We start from the raw sequence: 19,164 nt of genomic DNA on the forward strand, positions 1-19,164 counted from the left end.
AAGCCACCCCGCTCCGTCCCGCCCGCGCCCACCGCAGGGCTCGAACACGTACCCGAACGGCGGCTACCATGCGCGGCCATGACTGACACCCCACTGGCATGGCAGTCCGTCGGCCTGGCCCTCGGCCCCGGCGGCGCGGAGTCCGATCTCATCGCCTCGGGCGCCGCCCTGGTCGTGGGCCTGACGCTGGGATGGCTGGCGCACGCGGCGGCCGGCCGGCGTCGACTCGGCCGCGAGCGCGCCTTCTACGGACTGCCCGAGGGGTCGGAGTGCGTGCTCGTCACGCACCGGGACACCACGGCCGCCAGCCAGTGGAGCATCCCCCGGCACGACGCGCTCGCGCTGCTCGGCCTGTCGTCCGTGCTGGAGAACTGCGGGGCGCACGCGGAGATCGCGCCGCACGACACCGGGCTCCAGGGGTTCGGCGCGCGCACCGAGTTCTGCGTGGGCGACCCGATCGCCCACCGCCGGCTGGCCGCCCACCTGGCCAACCTGCTCCCCGGGGTCACGGTGCGGGTGGGCGACGAGAACGGCGTGGACCGGGGGACGTTCGTCATCGGCGGCACGGCCTACCGGATGGAGCCGGGGGCGGTGGAGTACGTGCTGCTCGCCCGGCTCACGGCGGGCGGCGGCGACCGGCCGGTGTTCCTCGCGGCGGGCCAGCGCCCGGTGACGCACCGGGCCGCCGTGCGGCACCTGGTGCGCGACCGCGCCCGGCTCGCGCGCGGGCGCGGGCGGGACGGCTCGTTCTGCGTGCTGCTCAGGGTGGTCAACTCGCAGGCGTACGGGCCCGACGTGGTGGAGTTCGTGGCCGACGTGACGAAGGCGGCCGTCGCGCCCGGCGAGGCGAAGGGGCACCGCGCGGCCAAGAGCGCCGAGTAGGCGCCGCCGGCTGCCCCGGCTCCCCCGCTCCCCCGTCCCCCCGTGTCCCCTGTCCCCCGGCGCTCAGGGCCGACCGGCCCCCGGGCCGCCCCCTCCGGGCCCGGGGCCGCTGGGCCGGGGGCTGCCGGGTCCCGGGCTCCCGGGCCGGGAGCCGCCAGGTCGGGAGCCGTCGCCAGCGCTACCGGGGCCGCCAGGGTCGCCGGGGGCCGGGCCGCCGCCCACGCCCGGCAACAGCGTGCCCGGCTGCGCCTCGGCGACCTCCGCCGCGCCCACCTTCGGGTTGCGGCGCTGCCGCTTGGCCACCCAGTTGGCGAACCAGGACAGCAGCATGCACATGCCGATGTAGATCGGCGAGATGATCAACACCACCGGGATGAACGGCAGGTCGTAGTCGAGGTTGCCGGCGATGAGCTTCCCCGCGTGCAGGAACTCCTCGTAGGTGATGAGGAAGCCGAGCGAGGTGTCCTTGAGCGCCACCACGAGCTGACTGATGATCGCCGGCAGCATGGCCCGCACACCCTGCGGCACCAGGACGTAGCTCATGACGTGCGTCTTGCGCATGCCCAGCGAGTACGCGGCCTCGCGCTGGCCCCGGTCCACCGAGTTCACGCCGGTGCGGAAGACCTCGGCGAGCACCGAGCCGTTGTACAGCGTCAGCCCGGTGACCAGCGCGGGCAGCGGCTGCACCTTGAGCGCCACGAAGACGAAGAAGATCATCACCAGGACGGGCATGGCCCGGAAGAACTCCACCAGGAGCGTGGCGAGCCAGCGCACCGGGCGGTGGTCGGACAGCCGCCCGGCGGCGAGCAGCGCGCCGAGCGCGAGCGCGAGGACGGCGGCGTACGCGAACGCCTTGAGCGTGTTGCCGAGCCCGCGCAGCAGCAGTTCCTGGATGCCCTCGTACTGGAACGGGCGCCACTTCTGGGCCTCGAACTGGCCGGTGTCGTAGAGGAGGTAGCCGAACCAGGCCAGCAGCGCCAGGATCACGAGGGTGGAGACCACCCCGTAGAGCCGGTGCCGGCGGCGGGTCCGTGGGCCCGGGATGTCGTAGAGGGCGGTGTGGGTCATCGCGGCACTCCCCAGCGCGCTTCCAGCACGTTGAAGACCGCGCTGATGGTCAGGGTCACGATCAGGTAGCCGACGGCGATCCAGACGAAGGACCAGACGATGCTGTAGCCGAGTTCGTTCAGGGTCTTGTAGGTGCCGAGCAGTTCGGTGACGCTGAACGACCCGGCGATGGCCGAGTTCTTGGCGAGTGCGATCAACGTGGAGCCGATCGGCGGGATCACCGAGCGGAACGCCTGCGGCATCACCACCGAGCCCAGCGTCTGGTCGAAGGTCAGGCCCAGGCTGCGCGCCGCCTCGCCCTGGCCGACCGGCACGGTGTTGATGCCCGAGCGCACCGCCTCGCAGATGAAGGCCGAGGTGTAGCAGCCGAGCGCGAGCACGGCGAAGGTGGTGAACGGCAGCACCAGGCCGAAGCGCGGCAGGCCGAGCAGCACGGCGAAGAACAGCAGGGTGAGCGGGGTGTTGCGGAGCACCGTCACCCACACGGTGCCGAAGACCCGCAGCGAGCCGACCGGCGCGACCCGGAAGGCGGCCATCACGATGCCGAGGCCCAGGGCGAGCAGCGAGGCGTATCCGGTCAGCTCGACCGTGCCGAGCAGGCCCTTGCCGTACAGCGAGAAGTTCTCGGTCAACACGTCCATGGCGCTGCCTTCCTCAACCCGCCGCGTAGCGGTCGACGGCGGGCGGCTTCGGGGCGGGCACGCCGGACAGGCCGAGCGTCGCGTCGTACGCCTTCTTCCAGTCGCCGTTCTTCTGGTGTGCCTCGATGGCGTCGTCGAGCGCGAGGCGCAGCGCGTTGTCGCTCCTGGGTACGCCGATGCCGTACGGCTCCTTGGAGAACGGCCGCCCCGCCAGCTTGAGTTCGTCGGGCACCTTGGCGGCGTAGCCCATCAGGATCGTGTCGTCGGTGGTCACCGCGTCCACCTGGTAGGTGAGGAGGTTGTCGACGCAGATCGAGTACGCGTCGTAGGAGACCGGGTCGGCCTTGGGGTAGTCGGCCTCGATGCGCTGGAGCGGCGTCGAGCCGGCGGCCGAGCACACCTTCCTGCCCGCCAGGTCGTCCGGCCCGTGGATGTCGTCCTCCTCGTCGCGCACCAGCAGCGACTGTCCGGCCTCGTAGTACGGGCCGGCGAAGCCGACCTGGCGCTTGCGCAGGTCGTTGATGGTGTAGGTGCCGACGTAGTAGTCGATCTGGCCGTTCTGCAACGCCGTCTCGCGGTTGGCGGAGGCGACGGTACGGAAGCTGATACGCCGCGGGTCGAAGCCGAGCGAGGCGGCCATCATCCTGGCGATCTCGATGTCGAACCCGCTGTAGCGGCCGGTCGCCGGGTCCTTCTCGCCCACGTACGGCTGGTCCTCCTTGGCGCCGACCACCAGGTGCCCGCGGCGCTTGGCCTTGCGCCAGGTCGCGGACTTCGGGAGGTCGAAGCCCTGGACGACGCGGTAGTGCGGCAGCGCCTCGGGGCGTGGTCCCTTGGCCGGCGGGCTGCCCTCCTTGCCGCAGCCGGCCGCGGCCAGGGCCAGGGCCGCGAGCACGGCGACGGCGAGCGCGCGCCGGCGCCGGGCCGGGCGCGGGGTCGCGTGCGGAGTCGCGTGCGGGGGCGGGGGCTGGTTCGGCGGCGACTGGTCCGGGGGAAGCTCGCGCATGTCGGTGCCCGCCCGCTCAGTGCTTGAGGATCTTGGAGAGGAAGTCCTTGGCGCGCTCGCTGCGGGGCGCGCCGAAGAACTCCTCGGGCGGGCGGTCCTCCACGATCGCGCCGTCGGCCATGAACACCACCCGGTTCGCGGCCGATCGCGCGAAGCCCATCTCGTGGGTGACGACCACCATCGTCATCCCCTCCCGGGCGAGCTGCCGCATCACCTCGAGGACCTCGTTGATCATCTCCGGGTCGAGGGCGGAGGTCGGCTCGTCGAAGAGCATCACCTTGGGGTCCATCGCCAGCGCTCTGGCGATGGCAACGCGCTGCTGCTGGCCGCCGGAGAGCTGGGCCGGGTACTTGTCGGCGTGCGCCGCGAGGCCCACCCGCTCAAGGAGTTCGCGCGAGCGTTGGTCGGCCTGCTCCTTCTTCCGCTTCCTGACCTTGATCTGCGCCAGCGACACGTTGGCCAGCACGGTCTTGTGCGCGAAGAGGTTGAACGACTGGAAGACCATGCCGACCTCGGCGCGGAGCTGGGCGAGCGCCCTGCCCTCGGCCGGTAGCGGCGTACCGCTCAGCGTGATCGTGCCGGACTCGATGCTCTCCAGGCGGTTGATCGTCCGGCACAGCGTCGACTTGCCGGAGCCGGAGGGGCCGATCACGACCACGACCTCCCCGCGGCCCACGGTGAGGTCGATGTCCCGCAGTACGTGCAGCTTCCCGTAGTACTTGTTGACGTCGCGCAGTTCGATCAGGGGATCGACGGCCATATGCAGCCCTACCCACTTTCAGGCGTGTCGCAGTCAACGCAACCTATACATCCCCATAAGGGACATGGCGGATGACACGCATGGTGTGGGTAATTGATGCCATATGACGGCTACGGCGGGCGGCGGTCACCGACGACGCGGGCGGGGAGCGGCCCCGCCCGGAGGGTCGGCCGCTCCTCTGGTCCGCGAGCCCGCCCCGTCCGTTCGGGCGGCGGACGCGGCCGTGGGTCTCAGCCCTCGTCCACCTCGGCGTAGAGCTGCGACAGCTCGGGGGCGCCGTCCTCCGCCCAGGCCAGCCCGACCGCCGCCACGTCGATCTCCCGGCCGTTGTCGAGCACCACCAGCGGGGTGCCGTCCGCGTCCAGTCGCCACTGGGCGCCCGGCACGGTCCGTACGATCACCGTGCCCAGGTACAGGCCCGCGTCGTTGCCCAGCCACGGCGACTCCTCGGGGTCGTCCCGCCAGCGGGGCTGCAACTGGTCGAGGGCTTCGAGGGAGGCCGGGGTGTCGTCCAGCTCGACGTTCTCCGACTCGGCGCGGGCCCGCAGCAGTTCACACTCCGCGAGCAGTTCGGCCAGCCCTTCCCGCGCCGACCCGGTGGGCGGCGACTGTGCTTCGCCCGTCGCGCCGTGCCGCTTGCGCCAGGGGCCCAGGAAGGAGATGTTCATACCGTTCAGCGTCGCACCGACCGGGGGGTGCGCACCACAGGCGCGCGGCATGGGATGGTGCTTGGCCGTCGGGACGCGCCGGCCCCTGGGCCGCCCGGAGTTCCCGGGTCCCACGGGGCGGGCGGGGCTGTACGGCCGGCCCGCCAGCGCGGCTGTCGGCACAACCGCCGGCGGCTCCACCGCCGTCGGGCCGCCCGGCGATGACGAGAGAGGACGCGCGTGTTCGGCATTAGACCCCGTCGTGGCCAGCTCCCGCCCGGACCGGCGCGCGGCCCGGCCGGCGGTCGCCGGCGCGGCCCCTCACCGGCCGCGGCCCTCGCGGGCGGCATCGCGCTGGCCTTGGCCCTGACCGCCGCGCCCGCCCCGACCCGCGAGGCCGGCCCGCTGCCGGCCGCCTCGCAGCCCACCCGCTCCCCCGCCGGCACCCCCTCCGCCCTCCCGAGCGCCGGCCAGGCCCACCCGGCGGGCCCCACCGCCGCGCCGGCTCGCCGCGCGGGGCCCGCCGCCGCTCCCGCCGTCGGTGAGGGCGCCCGAGCCGCGGGCCGGGCGGGCCGCCCGGTCCCCCTGGAGCGGCTCTTCGACACCGTGGGCACCAGCGACGACGCCGACCCCGCCGCCGCCGACCTGGACGGCGCGGGGAACTCCCTGTCCGCCCGGGACCTGGCGGCGGCCGGCTGGACCCCCGGGCGCGCCCTGACCCTGGACGCGACCCGGTTGCAGTGGCCGCGCTCGGCGCCGGGCCGCCCCGACAACGTGCGGGCCAACGGCCAGCACGTCGCGCTCTCCGGCACCGGCGACACCCTCACCTTCCTGGTCACCGGCAGCAGCCCAGGCCGCGTCGGCCCCGGCGCCGGCGGCACCGGAACGGTCCACTACCGGGACGGCTCGCGGAGCACGTACACGCTCACCGCGCCCGACTGGCGCGGCGGCCCGCTCGCCACCAAGGCCGTCGCCCTGCCGCACCACAACACGCCGTCCGGGCAACGGCGCGAGACGGCCCGGTTGTACGCGGTGAGCGTGCCCCTCGCGCGCGGCGGGACCGTCGCCTCCCTCACGCTGCCCGCCGATCCGGGGCCGGACGCCGACCTGCACGTGTTCGCCCTGGCGGTGCGCCCGCCGGCCACCGGCTGGAGCGGCACCTGGGCCGCGAGCACCTCCGGCCTGCCGCCGGTGGCCGGGGGCGGCGGGACGGGCGAGGGGTGGCGGGACCAGACGCTGCGCCTGGTCGTGCGCGCCAGCGTCGGCGGGCCGCGGGCCAGGATCAGGCTGGCGAACACGTTCGCCGCGGCCCCGGCGGACATCGCGCACGCCAGCGTCGCGGTGCGCGGCGCGGACGCCGCGGCGGCGGCCGACCCGGTGCCGCTGACGTTCGACGGCCGGCCCGGGACGCGGATTCCGGCCGGCGCGCAGGCGGTCAGCGACCCGGTGGGGCTGACCGTGCCGCGCGGCGCCGACCTGCTGGTGAGCCTGCACCTGCCGGGCCCCGTCGACGCCGCGCCGGTGCACGCGCACGCCGCCCAGCGCTCGTACCTCAGCCCCGCCGGCAGCGGCGACCACACGGGTGACCGGGACGGCCACGCGTTCACCGGCACGCTCACCACCTGGCCCTACCTGACCGGCGTGGACGTCGCCGGCGGGCCGGGTGTGGTGGTGGCGCTCGGCGACTCGATCACCGACGGGGAACGATCAACGCCGGGCGCCAACCGGCGCTGGCCCGACGTGCTGGCCCGCCGCCTGCTGAGCCGCCCGCACGGCCCCCGCTACGGCGTGCTGAACCAGGGCATCGCGGCGAACCGCGTCGTCACCGACCGCTATCCCGGCGACGGCGTGAGCGGCGACGTGGGCGGGGTCAGCGCCCAGCACCGCCTGGAGCGCGACGTGCTCGCGCAGACCGGCGTCCGCACCGTGATCGTCTTCGAGGGCGTCAACGACGTGCGCTCGGGCACCTCCGCCGACGCGGTGATCGCCGGGCTGCGCGCGATCGCGGACCGGGCCCGCGGCCGGGGGCTGCGCGTGCTCGCCGCGACCATCGCCCCCTGCGCGGGGTTCCCCGGCTGCACGTCCGAGGTGGACGCGCGGCGCGCCGCCGTCAACGCCTTCATCCGCGAGCACCGCGGGACCTTCGACGCCGTGGTGGACTTCGACGCCGTACTGCGCGACCCGGACCAACCGGAGCGTCTGCTGCCCGCCTACGACAGCGGCGACCACCTGCACCCGGGCGACGCGGGCCTGCGTGCCCTCGGCGACTCCGTCGACCTGCGGCTGCTGACCCCCTGACGGGCCCCGGTCAGCGCCCCGGCGCGCGGCTTCGCCCGGTCTCCGACGCCGCCGCCCAGGCTCAGACGTCCAGGTCCACCACGACGGGGGCGTGGTCGGACGCGCCCTTGCCCTTGCGCTCCTCCCGGTCCACGTACGCGTCGGTGACCGCCTTCGCGAACGGCGCGTTGCCGTAGACGAGGTCGATGCGCATGCCCTTGTTCTTCGGGAAGCTGAGCTGCCGGTAGTCCCAGTACGTGTACGGGCGGTCGTACTTCAGCGGGCGGGGCACCACGTCGGTCAGGCCCGCCTCGCGCAGCGCGGCCAGCGCTGCGCGCTCGGCCGGGGTGACGTGCGTGGCGCCCTCGAAGGGCGCGGTGTCCCAGACGTCCTCGTCGGTGGGGGCCACGTTGAAGTCTCCGAGCACGGCGAACGGCCGCGGGCCCACCGTGTCCTCGGCGACCGCCGCGCCCAGCGCCTCGAACCAGCGCAGCTTGTACGCGTAGTGGTCGTGGTCGATCTCGCGCCCGTTGGGCACGTACACCGACCAGAGGCGCACCGGACCGCAGGTCGCCGAGACCGCGCGGGGCTCCTGCGCGCCCTCGTAGTCCGGGCCGCCGGGCAGGCCGACGACCACGTCGCTCATGCCGACGCGGGAGGCCAGCGCCACCCCGTTCCACCGGCCCGTGGCGTTGACCGCCACCTCGTACCCCAGCTCCCGCAGCTCGTTGTAGGGGAACTGCTCGGCGGAGCACTTGGTCTCCTGTATGCACAGCACATCCGTGCCGGTGCTCTCCAGCCAGGCCAGCAGCCGCGGGAGGCGGGCGGTGATCGAGTTGACGTTCCAGGTCGCGATGCGCATGTACGTAAACCTACCGCCCGGGTCTGACAACCGGCCGCGAGCCGGTCGCGGCCGGGGTCCGGTGCCGGTGACCGCGCGCCGTGCGCGCCGCGCGGGCCCGGCTCACAGCTCCAGGCTCTGCCCCGGTGCGAGCCGGCCGTGGTCGGCGGCGGCGACGCCCGGCCCGTCCGGGCCCAGCATCCGGTCGTAGACGGGGCGGGCCAGGTCGGTGAGGAGTGCGTCGTGCACGTCGATGGCGCGGGTCGGGCGCACGGCGCGCACGTAGTCGATGATCTCGCCGACCTTGTTCCACGGCGCGTGCACGGGCAGCAGCAGGGTCTCCACCGGGCGGTCCGGCACCGTCAGCGCGTCGCCGGGGTGGAAGACCGCGCCGTCCAGGACGTACCCGACGTTGGTGATGCGCGGGATGTCCGGGTGGATCACGGCGTGCAGTTGGCCGTGCACCTCGACGTCGAAGCCGGCCGCGCGGAAGGTGTCGCCCTCGCCGACGGTGTGCACCCGGCCCGGGAAGGCGGTCGAGAGCTGCTCCGCGACGCTGCGCAGGGTCCACACCTCGGCGGCGGGGTCCGCGTCGAGCGCGGCCCGCAGCCGCTCCTCGTCGAAGTGGTCCGGGTGTTCGTGGGTGACCAGGATCGCCTCGGCGCCGAGCGCCGCGTCCCGCTCGCTGAACGCCCCGGGGTCGATGACCAGCGTCCGGCCGTCCTTCTCCAGCCGGACGCAGGAGTGCCCCTGCTTGGTGAGCCGCATGACCTACCGCTCCTCCTCGCGCTGCTTCGCGCGTGTCGCGCCGTGCCGCCGCTGTCCGCGTCCCGCGCGCCGCCCTGGTGTCGTCGCCGAGCGCCGCGCGTCGTGGTTCGCGCGCCAGGTTACGCGCGCGCCCGGCGCGTCCACGGCACGGCGCCCCGCGCTCCGGCCGCGCCGCCCGCGCCAGCCGATGCCATCGGCCCGCCGGCGGGCGGAACGGCGCCGGCCCGGCCGCCGGCCGCTACCCCACCACCCCGCTACTCCCGCTATCCCTCGGGTCGGGTCTCCTCCTGGATGACCCGCTGCGCCACGGCGAACGCGGCGTTCGCCGCGGGCACCCCGCAGTAGACCGCGGTGTGCATCAGCACTTCCCTGATCTCGGCGGGCGTCAGGCCGTTGCGCAGCGCGGCCCGGGTGTGCAGGGCGAGGTCGTCGAGGTGGCCGCCCGCGGTGAGCGCGGTGAGGGTGACGACGCTGCGGGCGTGCCGGTCGAGCGCGGGGCGGGCCCACACCTCGCCCCAGGCGTAGCGGGTGACGAAGTCCTGGAAGTCCGCGCTGAACTCGTCCGCGACGGCCTCGGCCGCGTCCACGTAGGCGTCGCCGAGCACCTCGCGGCGCACCTTCGTGCCCCGTGCCCGGTGATCCGGCTCCCCCGTGGGTACCTGGGCGGGCTGCCCGGCGGGGGCTATCTCGGCGATCGGCGCCACGGGGGCGGAGACGGGCGCGGGCGGGGGCGCGAGCACCGGCTTGGGCGCCGCCGCGGCGATAGCGGTCATGCCCGTGGTGTGGGTGGAGTGGCTGGAGCTGGCGAAGTGCCGTACGAGCAGGTCGGTGACGGCGGACGGCTGCTCGACGGGGGCCAGGTGGGCGGTCCCGGGCACCAGGGCGAGCCGCGCGTCGGGGATGCCCGCGACCAGCACCCGGGCGTCGGCGGGCGGCGCCACCTGGTCGTCGGCGCCGACGAGGACCAGGGTGGGCACGCCGATGTGGCCGAGCTGGGAGCGGATGTCGAACGCGGCGAGCGCCTCGCAGGCGGCGATGTAGCAGCCCGGATCGGTGGTGCGCACCATCTGCACGGACCACTCGACGATGGCGGGCTGCGCGGTGGCGAACCCGGCGGTGAACCAGCGCTCGGGCGCCGTACGGGCGATGGGGTCGAGCCCGTTGGTACGGATGACGACGCCGCGTTGGCGCCAGGCGTCGGCGGTGCCGAACCTCGGCGACGAGGAGACCAGCGCGAGCGAGGCGACGCGGTGCGGATGTCTGAGCGCCAGGTCGGCCCCGATGGCTCCGCCGATGGCACAGCCCGCGTAGCTGAACTGGTCGATGCCCAACTGGTCGAGCGTGGCGATGAGCCGGTCCGCGAGGTCGCTGATGGCCGAAGCCGGGTGAGCGGGGGCCCCGCCGTGCCCCGGCAGGTCGTACCGCAGCACTCGCCAGCGGCGGCTCAGCTCGGGGACCTGGCGGTCCCACATGTGCCACGTGGTACCCAGTGAGGCACCCAGAATCAGGACCGGGGCGTCTTCTGGCCCGTCAAACCGGTATTGCAAGGTGCTCTTCGGTGTCTCACTCACCTGCCTGACCCTCTCATCTGTCACGAGATGTCACATCGCCGGGGTGGACCTGGCAGGGCTGCTGACGGGTCTCCGCGGCGTCGCGACGCCCGGCACGCTCCCCCGACTCTTCGAGCAGGGGACACCCCCACTCGCCACGCCGGGCACAGACCCAAGTATGTCCAGTACGCGGGACCACGCCGGGCACTCCCCCAACCTCCGGCCGGGGCGGGACCCAGAGCACGCGCCGGAGGCCGCTCCTTCCCACGGAGATCCATCAGAAACTTCCCGGCCGTCCCCGCCTCACTCCGGCGCCGCCCACCTCGCCTCCTACGCCGGGCTCGCCCCGCACCACCAGACAGTCCGGCACCTCGATTCACGGTGGTCACAGCCCTCGGGGTGGTTCGGGTCGCAGCACCGAGTGTGGTGCCCCGTACGAGGTTCGGCGTGCGTCACCGTGAAACCTTCCGAGATCCCGCCCAACAGCAGCTCTAACACCACACGGTGCACAAGATCTGTCCTCTTCTGGCTCGGCTGGCAGTCCGCGTGGCTCACACTCGCTCCTCCGCCGCGATGTGCACCCACCAAGCCTCCGGCTCCTCCCCTCGCCCTGACCGCCCACCTCGCCCGCGCGGGGCCCACGCCCCCGCAGCATCGGCACGCGGCTGCGCCGCGTGGGCCGCCGGACGCCCCGTAACACGCCCACGTCCCCCGGGGAGGTTCGAATTCGACAGAAGTGGGGGGTTCCCTAAACCCGGTTCCATTCCAGGAGACCGCTCACGATCGGGCGTTAGGGTCAACGCGTCGACGCGACAGCGTGTTCGGTCCGGACGAAAGAGCGTGTGAATATGACGGCATCCGCCACCGAGAGCCGCGCCAAGCGAACGTTCACCGTACGTGCTGGAGAGGCGAGCGGTGACCGCATACGGCTGAGCATTTACGACATGCTCATCGGCACGATCTATACGCCCCGTGTCTTCTTCTACCGGGAGACACTCGACGGCGAGGCGCTCCGCGCCTCCCTCGGCAGGACGTTGCGCGACTTCCCGATCCTTGCCGGCCGCATGAAGAGGGATTCCGACGGCGGTCTCAGCGTGCTCTGCGACGACGCCGGTGTGCGCTTCGTCGAGGCACACGCGTCCGTGCCCATGCCGGACTACGGGCCCCGCCATACGGCGAAAAAGGGGCTGGAGCGCCATCTCAGTCACGCCATGCCGTTCTGGGTGGTTGACCGCGATACGCCGCTTTTCACGGTGAAGCTCACCCATATGAGAGGCGGGGGCAGCATTCTGGGCCTCACGATGAACCACGCGGTGGCCGACGGGTCCAGCTTCATGAGCTTCCTGGAGTGCTGGGCGCGCGAGCACCGGGGCCTCGGGTACTCCAGGCCCAGCCACGACCGTGGAGTCATCGACGCGCTCGGCGCGTCGGCCACGGGTGACACCCGTACGGGCGGTGCCCATCTCACGGTCATGGAGCGAGGCCGGAAGGCCGCCTTCATGGGCCGCATCCTGCGCGGCAGCCTCGGCAGCGTGACGACGGTGACCACCCGCTTCACAGCGGACGAACTGGCCACCATCAAGGCCACCGCGATGGCCGACCTCGCGGGCACGGAGCAGTGGGTGTCGACCAACGACGCGCTGACCGCCCACCTCTGGAAAGTCCTCGGCGCGCTGCGCGACCGCCCCGACGCGAGCGAGGAGAGGCTCGGCCTCATCGCCGACTTCCGTTCGTTCGCCGGTGGAGCCGTACCGGACGACTACTGGGGCAACGCCGTCACCAACACCCGGCCCGGGATGACCGCGGCCGAACTGCGCTCCCGCCCCCTCGGCGAGGTCGCCGCGGCGGTCCGCGCGTCCCACGCCGAGAACACGGAGCGGAGAATCCGCGAGGAAGTGGCGTTTCTCTGCGCCGAACGCGACGCGGGGCGCATCAAGCGCGTCATGACCACGATGGCCCTGGACTCGTTCGACAGCACGATCGCGATCAACAACTGGTCGAAGCTGCCCTTCTACGGCATCGACTTCGGGCAGGGCGCCCCCTTCTGGTACGACTTCACCTCCATGGTGGTTCCCTGGACCGTGCACATCGCGCCGACCCCGGCCGCCGAGGACGGCGCCCGCGACGTACACATGGCACTGCCCCGTGCCCAGGTCCGCGCCCTTCAGGAGCCGTCCTGGGCCGGCCGGTTCCACCGTTACGCGGATTCCGGCGAGGTATTCCCGCTGACTTTCATGGACGCCACTCCGCCCGCGCGTACGACTGATATGGCAACGCGTCACTGATTACCCGCGGCCTCCTGGCCGTTATCCCGAGCGGGTACGCGTAGCGCTGACACGCTGGCGGATGACCGTTCCCGCCCGTGGAGCGGGAGGGTTACGTCGACACTCGTGAGTCCCGGGGTTGTCTGGGACAGGGGCACCTCTGGCGTGGAATGGTTGCCTGGCTGGCCGATTATCGCCCTTTATTCGGTTCTGAAATGGGGGCATTCCGACGCGCTGCGCACATGTGGAGCGGCTGGCCCGCCTCGGCGAGCGACCGGATACCGCCGACGTACGCGCCCGCCAGCGAAACCGCGAAGTCTAGGGCTTTACTCAGGAGCCATTCCGCGCCCTTGGCCGGTCATTTCCGGAAGCCCATCATGGATATGACCTCCACCCGCGACGCGACCGGGCGGAATACGGCCGAGGAAAGGCTTCGAATGGGCAGCGAATGGGCAACTCTGGTGGTCGGTGATCGCGAGGCGCGGGTGAGAGTCACCGGGCCTGAGCTGGACCCGGCTCGACCCCACCTGTTTCCGTCAATCGGCGAATACCCGATATACGACGCGTTCGTCTATCAGGCCATGCTCGCCGACGAACCCCGGAACGCGGTGTTCCGGGAGGCCATCGCCCGGCAGGCGCCTGGCGCCACGGTGCTGGAGATCGGTTGCGGGCCCGATCTGTTCTGGTCGCTGTGTGCCGCGGACGCCGGTGCCGACCGCGTCGTCGCCATCGAGAGCCTGGAGGACAGCGCCCGCCGCGCGGAGAAACTGGCCCGGGACCGGGCGCCGGGCCGGATCAGCGTCGTGCCGGGGTTATCGACCGAGGTGACGCTCGCGGAGCGGGCGGATCTGTGCGTCGCCGAGGTGGTGGGCTGCATCGGCGGCTCCGAGGGCATGGCCCGGGTGATCGAGGATGCCCGGGAGCGGCTGCTGTCACCGGGCGCCCAGGTGGTGCCGCACCGGGTCCGTACGCTGGCCGCGACGGTCTGCCTCGCCGACCTGATGCCCGACGGCCCCGGCGTGTCGGAGAGCGTGGTGCCGTACGTGCAGTCGGTCTTCCGCGCGGCCGACAGCTTCTTCGACCTGCGGATGTGCGTCGGCGGGATCGGGTACGACGCGATCCGCTCGACCACCGGGGACGTCGAGGATCTGCGGTTCAACGACGGCGACTTCCGGCAGAGCGGCGAGCTGCGGCTGACCGCGACCCGGCCGGGCGGGGTCGACGGGCTGCTGCTCTGGCTGGACCTGCAGGGCCGGCGCGGTGGCGAGCACCTCGACACGCTGGCGACCCCGACCAACTGGCTGCCGGTGTACGTACCGCTGCTGGCCGGCGAGCGGATCTCCCTCGCCCCGGGCGATGTGATCGAGCTGGAGGTCTCGTGCGAGCTGAGTGCCGACGGGGTCCACCCGGAGTACCGGTTCGCCGGAACGGTACAGCACGCCGACGGACGGCGCGTCCCGGTCACGGCCGAGTCGCTCTACGGCGGATCGGCGTTCCGCCAGTCGCCCCTGCACGAGGCCCTGTTCGGCGCCGCCGAACCGGCCGGGCCCGCCCGTGACGGCCGGGCCGGGCAGCCGTCGGACGCGGCGGCGGTACGGCCGTAGGCCCGCCGGGTGCGCGGAGGTCAGCGGTCGGTGGCGTACGGCTGGGAGCCACCGACCGTGGACCGGGTCGCGGTGGTCACCCGGGCCTGACGGGCCCGGTGCCCGCCCTTCACGACACGGAAGCGGTCCCGTGTGCCGGTGCGCACGGGACCGCTTCCTCGTGTTCTCCGTGGTGCCCCGGGTCAGAGCTCGTCCAGTTCCAGGGGCGCGAGTTCGTCGAACGCGTCCCCCGGTCCGGGGTTGGCCGGATGGCAGCCGCCGCCGAGATGACGTACGACACCCCATACGGCGTTCAACGCCGTGGTGACCGCTCCCTCCGCGAAACCGCCGGTCCAGGAGACGTCGTCGCCGGCCAGGAAGAAGCCCCGCTGGTGCTCGGGCAGCTCACCCTGCATGAAGTGGGTGAACAGGCGGCGCTGGTAGCGGTAGTGGCCCGGCAGGTTGGCCTTGAAGGCTCCGGTGAACCAGGGTTCGTTCTCCCAACTGACGGCCACCGGCGGCGCGATGATGTGCGACCGGATGTCCACGCCCGGATAGATCTCGCCGAGCGAGCGCAGGACGACCTCCAGCCGCTCCTCGGCGGACAGCGCGGCGACCCGCTGCGAGTCGTCGTTCCAGGTGTAGGAGAGACACATCACTCCGGGTCGGTCGGGGCCCCGGCCGAAGAGGTACACCGAACGCGGCAGCCTGTCGGTGAGCGTCATGCCCATCACGTCCCGCCCGGTAGCGGCGTCGACGTCCAGCCAGAACGGCCGGTCGGTGAGCGCGAACAGTTTGGAGGAACTCATGTAGTGGGTGCGCTCGATCGCCGACCGGACCGGCCCGGGCAGCAGCGCGTCGTCGCAGGCGACCCGGCTGTTCAGCAGCCGGTGCTGCCCGGTGAAGACCACCGCCCGGTAGGCGCGCGTCCGGCCGTCGGCGTCGGTGACCTCGATACGGTCCCCCGCGCGGCGCAGCGCGGTGACGGCGGGCCGGGGCCGGTCTTCGTGGAGCGCTGCGAGCGACGTACCGGCCGGCCAGTGCGCGAGGCCCTCGGGAGCGTGCCGCCACAGGCCCAGCGGTACCTGTTCGCAGCCGCCCTCGATGATCTGCTGGTCGACGTCGGCCTCGGTGTAGATGACGCGGAGGATCTCCAGCATCGAGTTGGGGAAGTCGGTGTCCCAGCCGCCGGTGCCGAAGCCGACCTGCCCGAAGAGCTCACGGAGCCGGAAGGAGGCGAAGGCGGGCGTGGAGCTGAGGAAGCCGTAGAAGGACTGGTCGTCCAGCAGCGGCACGAGGCGGTTCCACATCGCCTTGATCGTGGCCGTGTCCCGGGTGCGTATCGCCTCCTGCATGACCCAGATGTCGGCCCGCTCGCGCAACGTCTTGTCCCAGGCGTCAGCGACCTCCTGGTAGACGGGCGGCAGATCCGCCTCGGTCCGGGCCCAGTGGCTGGCGCCGCCGATGTCGAGCACCGTCATGGGGGTGCAGGGGCTGAGCGGGTTGGGGAACGGCGTGGTGCGCAGGCCCAGCGTGCGGACGTAGTGGAACAGCGCGGTGGCCGAGAGCGGGAACCGCATGGCCCCCAACTCGGCCACCTCGTCCGGGAACCCGTCGAAGCCGACGGAGCGCATCCGGCCGCCCAGGCGTTCCGCCTCGTGGAGGACCGGACGCAGTCCCATCCGCATCAGTTCGTACGCGGCGACCAGCCCGGCCATCCCGCCGCCGACGATCGCGACCTCGGTTCCCACAGCGTCGGCCGGGACGCTGCCCAGGCCCGCCGGGTGGCTCAGCCAGTCGTCGTAGGCGAAGGGGAAGTCGGGGGCGAGCATGGTGATGGGAGGGCTCGTCGGGCCGTTCTCGTAGGGGGTGGTGAGGAGCATGTCGGGCCTATCCCCTCGCCACGCCGGGGCCCGCGTCGGGCCGACCGGCCCTTCCCCGTGGTAGCAGACCCGAACCTCGCGCATCACACATGGCTTCTCCCTGTGGTGGGTGTGCGATCCATAGCCCAGCACGGCACGCGGGGCACAGACCAGCGAGGACGGAGGACTCTAGGGAATTGCTGGTCACGGCCGTCCGGCACCGACCAGTCGGGGCCAGCGCCATGGCCCGCCTGCCCGTCCTGGACGCGCACACGTGAGTGGCACCAGGTGGGAGGCGGGTACCCCGCGGGACGACGTCCAGCGGCGACGTCCGCGACGCTCAGCGGCATGGTGGGCGCTGCCTGGGAGCAGCGCCCACGATCACCGCCTCACCCGGCGGGCGCTCCGCTGCCGGACCCGCGGGCGCATCGCCTTGCGGGCGTCGATGGCCACGACCTCGAAGTTGTCCACGGTGCGGTTCACCCGGCCGAAGAGGTTGTCCGGGCCCGCGACGCAGACCCTGGTGATGCCTTGCTCCCGCATCGTCTCCACCATGTCCGGCCAGCGGATCGGGTGGTCGAAGGTGTCGAGCAGCATGGTGCGTACACCGTCCGCGCCGGTCAGCAGCTCGCCGTTCTGGTCGGCGACGATCGGCAGCTTGGGGTCGGCCACCTCGAAGGTGGCCAGGACCTCCTCCTCCGCCTTGCGGCGCAGCGCGCCGAACGCCGGGGCGTGCACGGGCGGCCACATGGTGTACATGTTGTATCCGCCCAGCTCGCCGATGCGCTTCTTGAACCGGTCGAGCACGGGCTCGCGCAGGGACACGAGGTAGAAGCCCTGGTCGATGTAGCCGGAGACGTCGTGCCACTCCCCCTCGGCGTCCAGTTCGGCCAGCGCCTCCCGGAGCCGCTCCTCGGGGGTGTGGATCACGCAGTGCGTGACCGCGTCACGGTGCTCCTGCCGGAAGTACTCCTCCTCGCAGCGCGCCAGCTCGGCGGTGAGTCGCACGGTCTCCTCGAACGGCAGGGACCCCGCGTAGGTCACCGCGGCCCGCTGGCCGAAGCTCGGCCCGGCGCACAGCTCGGGCCGCTCTCCCAGCGTCTCCTCCGCCCAGTCGGCGAGGGCGAGACAGACCGTGAGGAAGGCGATCTGGGTGTGCGCGCTGTACTGCTCCTCCTCGTCGGCGTCCGACTGGCGGTACCGGTCGAACACGGAGTACCCCACCACCTCGTCGGCGATGGCGAGCCGGCGCCGGGCGTGGGGGTTGGTCAGCAGGAACTCGCCCACGTCGGTGAAGCGGAAGGGCCCCATCCCGGGGAAGACCATCGCCGTACGGCTGGTCTCCGGATCGGATGTCCGCGCCTCGGTAGCCTGCGGCTCGGTGGCCTGCGGCTCGGTGGCCTGCGGCTTTATGGTCTGCGCCTCTGTGGCCTGCGGCTCGGTGGCCCGCTGCTCGGTCATGCCTTCGCTCGCGGCGCCAGGTCGAGAGCGAGCTGCTCGAGCTGTCGTTTGTCGGGCTTGCCGTTGCGGTTCAGGGGGAATCGCTCCAGGACGTGTATGCGGTTGGGGTGCTCGACGTCGGGCAGCACGGAGGTGATCGGCTCCCGCCAGTGCCGCGGCTCGCGCTGCTGCTCGTCCTCCACGAAGAAGAAGAGCTGGCAGCCGCGCTGTTCGTCGGGGATCGGGACGACCTTGACCAGGCAGCCGGCCGCGGCCAGCTTGTGCTCGATGATGTCGGGGTAGAGCGTGTGGCCGTTGCGGTGCGCCGCGGACTTCCGGCCGAGGACGAAGAGGTTGTCCCCGCCGTCCAGATAGCCGAAGTCGCCGGTGGGGTACCAGTCGGTCCTGGCGGGGTCGACGGGGGTGACCGTGCCGTCCTCCGCCAGGTAGCCCTCCATCAGGTCGGGCGAGTGGACCTGGATCTCCCCGACCTCGCCGGAGGCCAGGACGGCGCCCTCGTCGTCGACGATCCGCAGCTTCAGGCCCTCGACGGCCCGCCCGCAGGCGACCGCGTTGTCATCGGTCGCGAAGGCCACGTTCCCGGCCTCGGTGCTGCCGTAGCTGTCCAGCAGGGGCAGTCCGAACCGGCTGACGTAGTCGGCGACCAGGCCCGGGTCCAGCGGGGCCGCCCCGCTGCAGAACATCCGGACACCGGACAGCTCGTCCGCCAGGGCGGGCTTGCGGCCGATCATGTTGAGCATGCTGCGGTAGCTGGCCGGGGTGGCGTCGACCACCGTGGCCCCGCAGGTGCCCGCCATGATCATCGCCCGGTCCAGCCGCCGGTAGGGCGCGATGACCAGCGAGCACTTGACCAGCCAGGCGATGAGCACCATGGACAGCCCGTACTGGTGGGAGAAGGGCAGCAGCGGCAGCAGGACGTCATCGGGGCGGTGGCCCACCTGCTGGGCGTTGCGCTCCAGGTTCTTCAGGAACTTCGCCCCGGTCTTGACGACGCCCTTGGGCTCCCCGGTGGAGCCGGAAGACCACATGATCAGGCCGTCGGGCAGCTCGCACCAGGCGTCGAGGGACAGCCGCGGCTCGGCGGGGGTGTACTCCATGGACGCCGCGAGCAGTTCGTAGACGGTGACCCGGGCCGGGCTGTTCGCGGGCATCGGCGTGTCGTCGTCGACCACGCAGACCTTGACCCCGGCCAGGTCGCAGATGCGCTGGGTGGCGTCCGGTCGTTCCTGGTGGTCGACCATGACGATCGACGCGCCGGTGTGCATCAGAGCGAGGAGGACCCCGACGAAGCCGGCGGAGTTGCCGGCCTTGAGCATGACCCGGGTGCCGTCACCGACCCCGCGCTCGCGGAGCGCTTCGGCGATGGTCAGGGCCCTCTGCTCGAACTCGGGAAGCGAATGCACCGCTTCCGTCGCAAAGACCTTTGCGGTCATCGGGTTTCACTGAGCCTTTCTTCTTGAAAGTCCTGGGGTGGGCCCCACGACGGCGACCTCCGCGAGCCGTGGGCCGGTACCGCGAGTCCCCCCGGAGGTCTCCGGGGGGACTCGCGGGTCG

Annotated in this window: 15 protein-coding genes and 1 pseudogene; 4 read left to right on the plus strand and 12 right to left on the minus strand. The window is 72.5% G+C overall.

What is annotated here, in order from left to right; all coding sequences use genetic code 11:
* Positions 1-78 precede the first annotated feature (78 nt).
* A complete protein-coding gene (locus tag AC3CHW_RS05705; protein ID WP_488469763.1) occupies positions 79-882 on the plus strand; it encodes a hypothetical protein in 804 nt (267 codons plus the stop codon).
* Positions 883-1,104: 222 nt separating this feature from the next.
* Here AC3CHW_RS05705 and AC3CHW_RS05710 read toward each other — a convergent pair.
* The 5 genes and pseudogenes from AC3CHW_RS05710 to AC3CHW_RS05730 form a co-directional block, all read right to left on the minus strand.
* Positions 1,105-1,950 (minus strand): annotated as a pseudogene (locus AC3CHW_RS05710) (amino acid ABC transporter permease); the annotation flags it as partial.
* Entirely contained in the window at positions 1,947-2,591 is a 645-nt protein-coding gene (locus AC3CHW_RS05715; protein WP_176164750.1) for an amino acid ABC transporter permease, read from the minus strand. The pseudogene AC3CHW_RS05710 and the gene AC3CHW_RS05715, both read right to left, overlap by 4 nt.
* Positions 2,592-2,604: 13 nt before the next feature.
* On the minus strand, positions 2,605-3,597 hold the full coding sequence (locus AC3CHW_RS05720; RefSeq protein ID WP_488469764.1) for a glutamate ABC transporter substrate-binding protein: 993 nt from the start codon (positions 3,595-3,597) through the stop codon (positions 2,605-2,607).
* A gap of 16 nt (positions 3,598-3,613) precedes the next feature.
* Complete coding sequence (locus tag AC3CHW_RS05725; RefSeq protein WP_381161894.1) at positions 3,614-4,357, minus strand: amino acid ABC transporter ATP-binding protein; 744 nt, start codon at positions 4,355-4,357, stop codon at positions 3,614-3,616.
* Positions 4,358-4,587: 230 nt separating this feature from the next.
* A complete protein-coding gene (locus tag AC3CHW_RS05730; protein WP_398608378.1) occupies positions 4,588-5,025 on the minus strand; it encodes a DUF6278 family protein in 438 nt (145 codons plus the stop codon).
* A 564-nt stretch (positions 5,026-5,589) separates the two neighbouring features.
* On the opposite strand from AC3CHW_RS05730, the gene AC3CHW_RS05735 reads away from it, so the two are divergent.
* Positions 5,590-7,302 carry an SGNH/GDSL hydrolase family protein gene (locus AC3CHW_RS05735; protein WP_488470975.1) on the plus strand — a complete coding sequence of 571 codons (1,713 nt, stop codon included), beginning with the start codon at positions 5,590-5,592 and terminating at the stop codon, positions 7,300-7,302.
* A gap of 61 nt (positions 7,303-7,363) precedes the next feature.
* Here the strand turns inward: AC3CHW_RS05735 and AC3CHW_RS05740 are convergent, their stop codons facing one another.
* The 3 genes from AC3CHW_RS05740 to pcaDC form a co-directional block, all read right to left on the minus strand.
* On the minus strand, positions 7,364-8,143 hold the full coding sequence (locus AC3CHW_RS05740; RefSeq protein WP_176164746.1) for an exodeoxyribonuclease III: 780 nt from the start codon (positions 8,141-8,143) through the stop codon (positions 7,364-7,366).
* Between the two features lie 102 nt (positions 8,144-8,245).
* A complete protein-coding gene (locus AC3CHW_RS05745; protein ID WP_488469765.1) occupies positions 8,246-8,890 on the minus strand; it encodes an MBL fold metallo-hydrolase in 645 nt (214 codons plus the stop codon).
* A 263-nt stretch (positions 8,891-9,153) separates the two neighbouring features.
* Positions 9,154-10,461, minus strand: coding sequence for a bifunctional 3-oxoadipate enol-lactonase/4-carboxymuconolactone decarboxylase PcaDC (gene pcaDC, locus AC3CHW_RS05750; RefSeq protein ID WP_459250827.1), 1,308 nt, complete (start codon positions 10,459-10,461; stop codon positions 9,154-9,156).
* 827 nt (positions 10,462-11,288) lie between these two features.
* Here pcaDC and AC3CHW_RS05755 point away from each other — a divergent pair.
* A complete protein-coding gene (locus AC3CHW_RS05755) occupies positions 11,289-12,725 on the plus strand; it encodes an acyltransferase (RefSeq protein WP_488469766.1) in 1,437 nt (478 codons plus the stop codon).
* A gap of 560 nt (positions 12,726-13,285) precedes the next feature.
* A complete protein-coding gene (locus tag AC3CHW_RS05760) occupies positions 13,286-14,308 on the plus strand; it encodes an SAM-dependent methyltransferase (protein WP_488469767.1) in 1,023 nt (340 codons plus the stop codon).
* Positions 14,309-14,328: 20 nt separating this feature from the next.
* On the opposite strand, the gene AC3CHW_RS05765 is transcribed toward AC3CHW_RS05760, so the two are convergent.
* From AC3CHW_RS05765 to AC3CHW_RS05780, 4 genes are all read right to left on the minus strand, one after another.
* On the minus strand, positions 14,329-14,454 hold the full coding sequence (locus tag AC3CHW_RS05765; RefSeq protein ID WP_488469768.1) for a hypothetical protein: 126 nt from the start codon (positions 14,452-14,454) through the stop codon (positions 14,329-14,331).
* Between the two features lie 36 nt (positions 14,455-14,490).
* Positions 14,491-16,170 carry a flavin monoamine oxidase family protein gene (locus tag AC3CHW_RS05770; RefSeq protein ID WP_488469769.1) on the minus strand — a complete coding sequence of 560 codons (1,680 nt, stop codon included), beginning with the start codon at positions 16,168-16,170 and terminating at the stop codon, positions 14,491-14,493.
* A gap of 360 nt (positions 16,171-16,530) precedes the next feature.
* Positions 16,531-17,475: an ACP S-malonyltransferase gene (locus AC3CHW_RS05775; protein WP_488470976.1), complete on the minus strand. Its 945-nt coding sequence runs from the start codon at positions 17,473-17,475 to the stop codon at positions 16,531-16,533.
* Between the two features lie 131 nt (positions 17,476-17,606).
* The gene (locus AC3CHW_RS05780) at positions 17,607-19,043 is read right to left on the minus strand and encodes a class I adenylate-forming enzyme family protein (RefSeq protein WP_488469770.1); all 1,437 of its coding nucleotides are present in this window, start codon (positions 19,041-19,043) and stop codon (positions 17,607-17,609) included.
* Between the last annotated feature and the right edge of the window lie 121 nt (positions 19,044-19,164).

This window comes from Streptomyces sp. MGP-BFMKR1 (assembly GCF_057766585.1).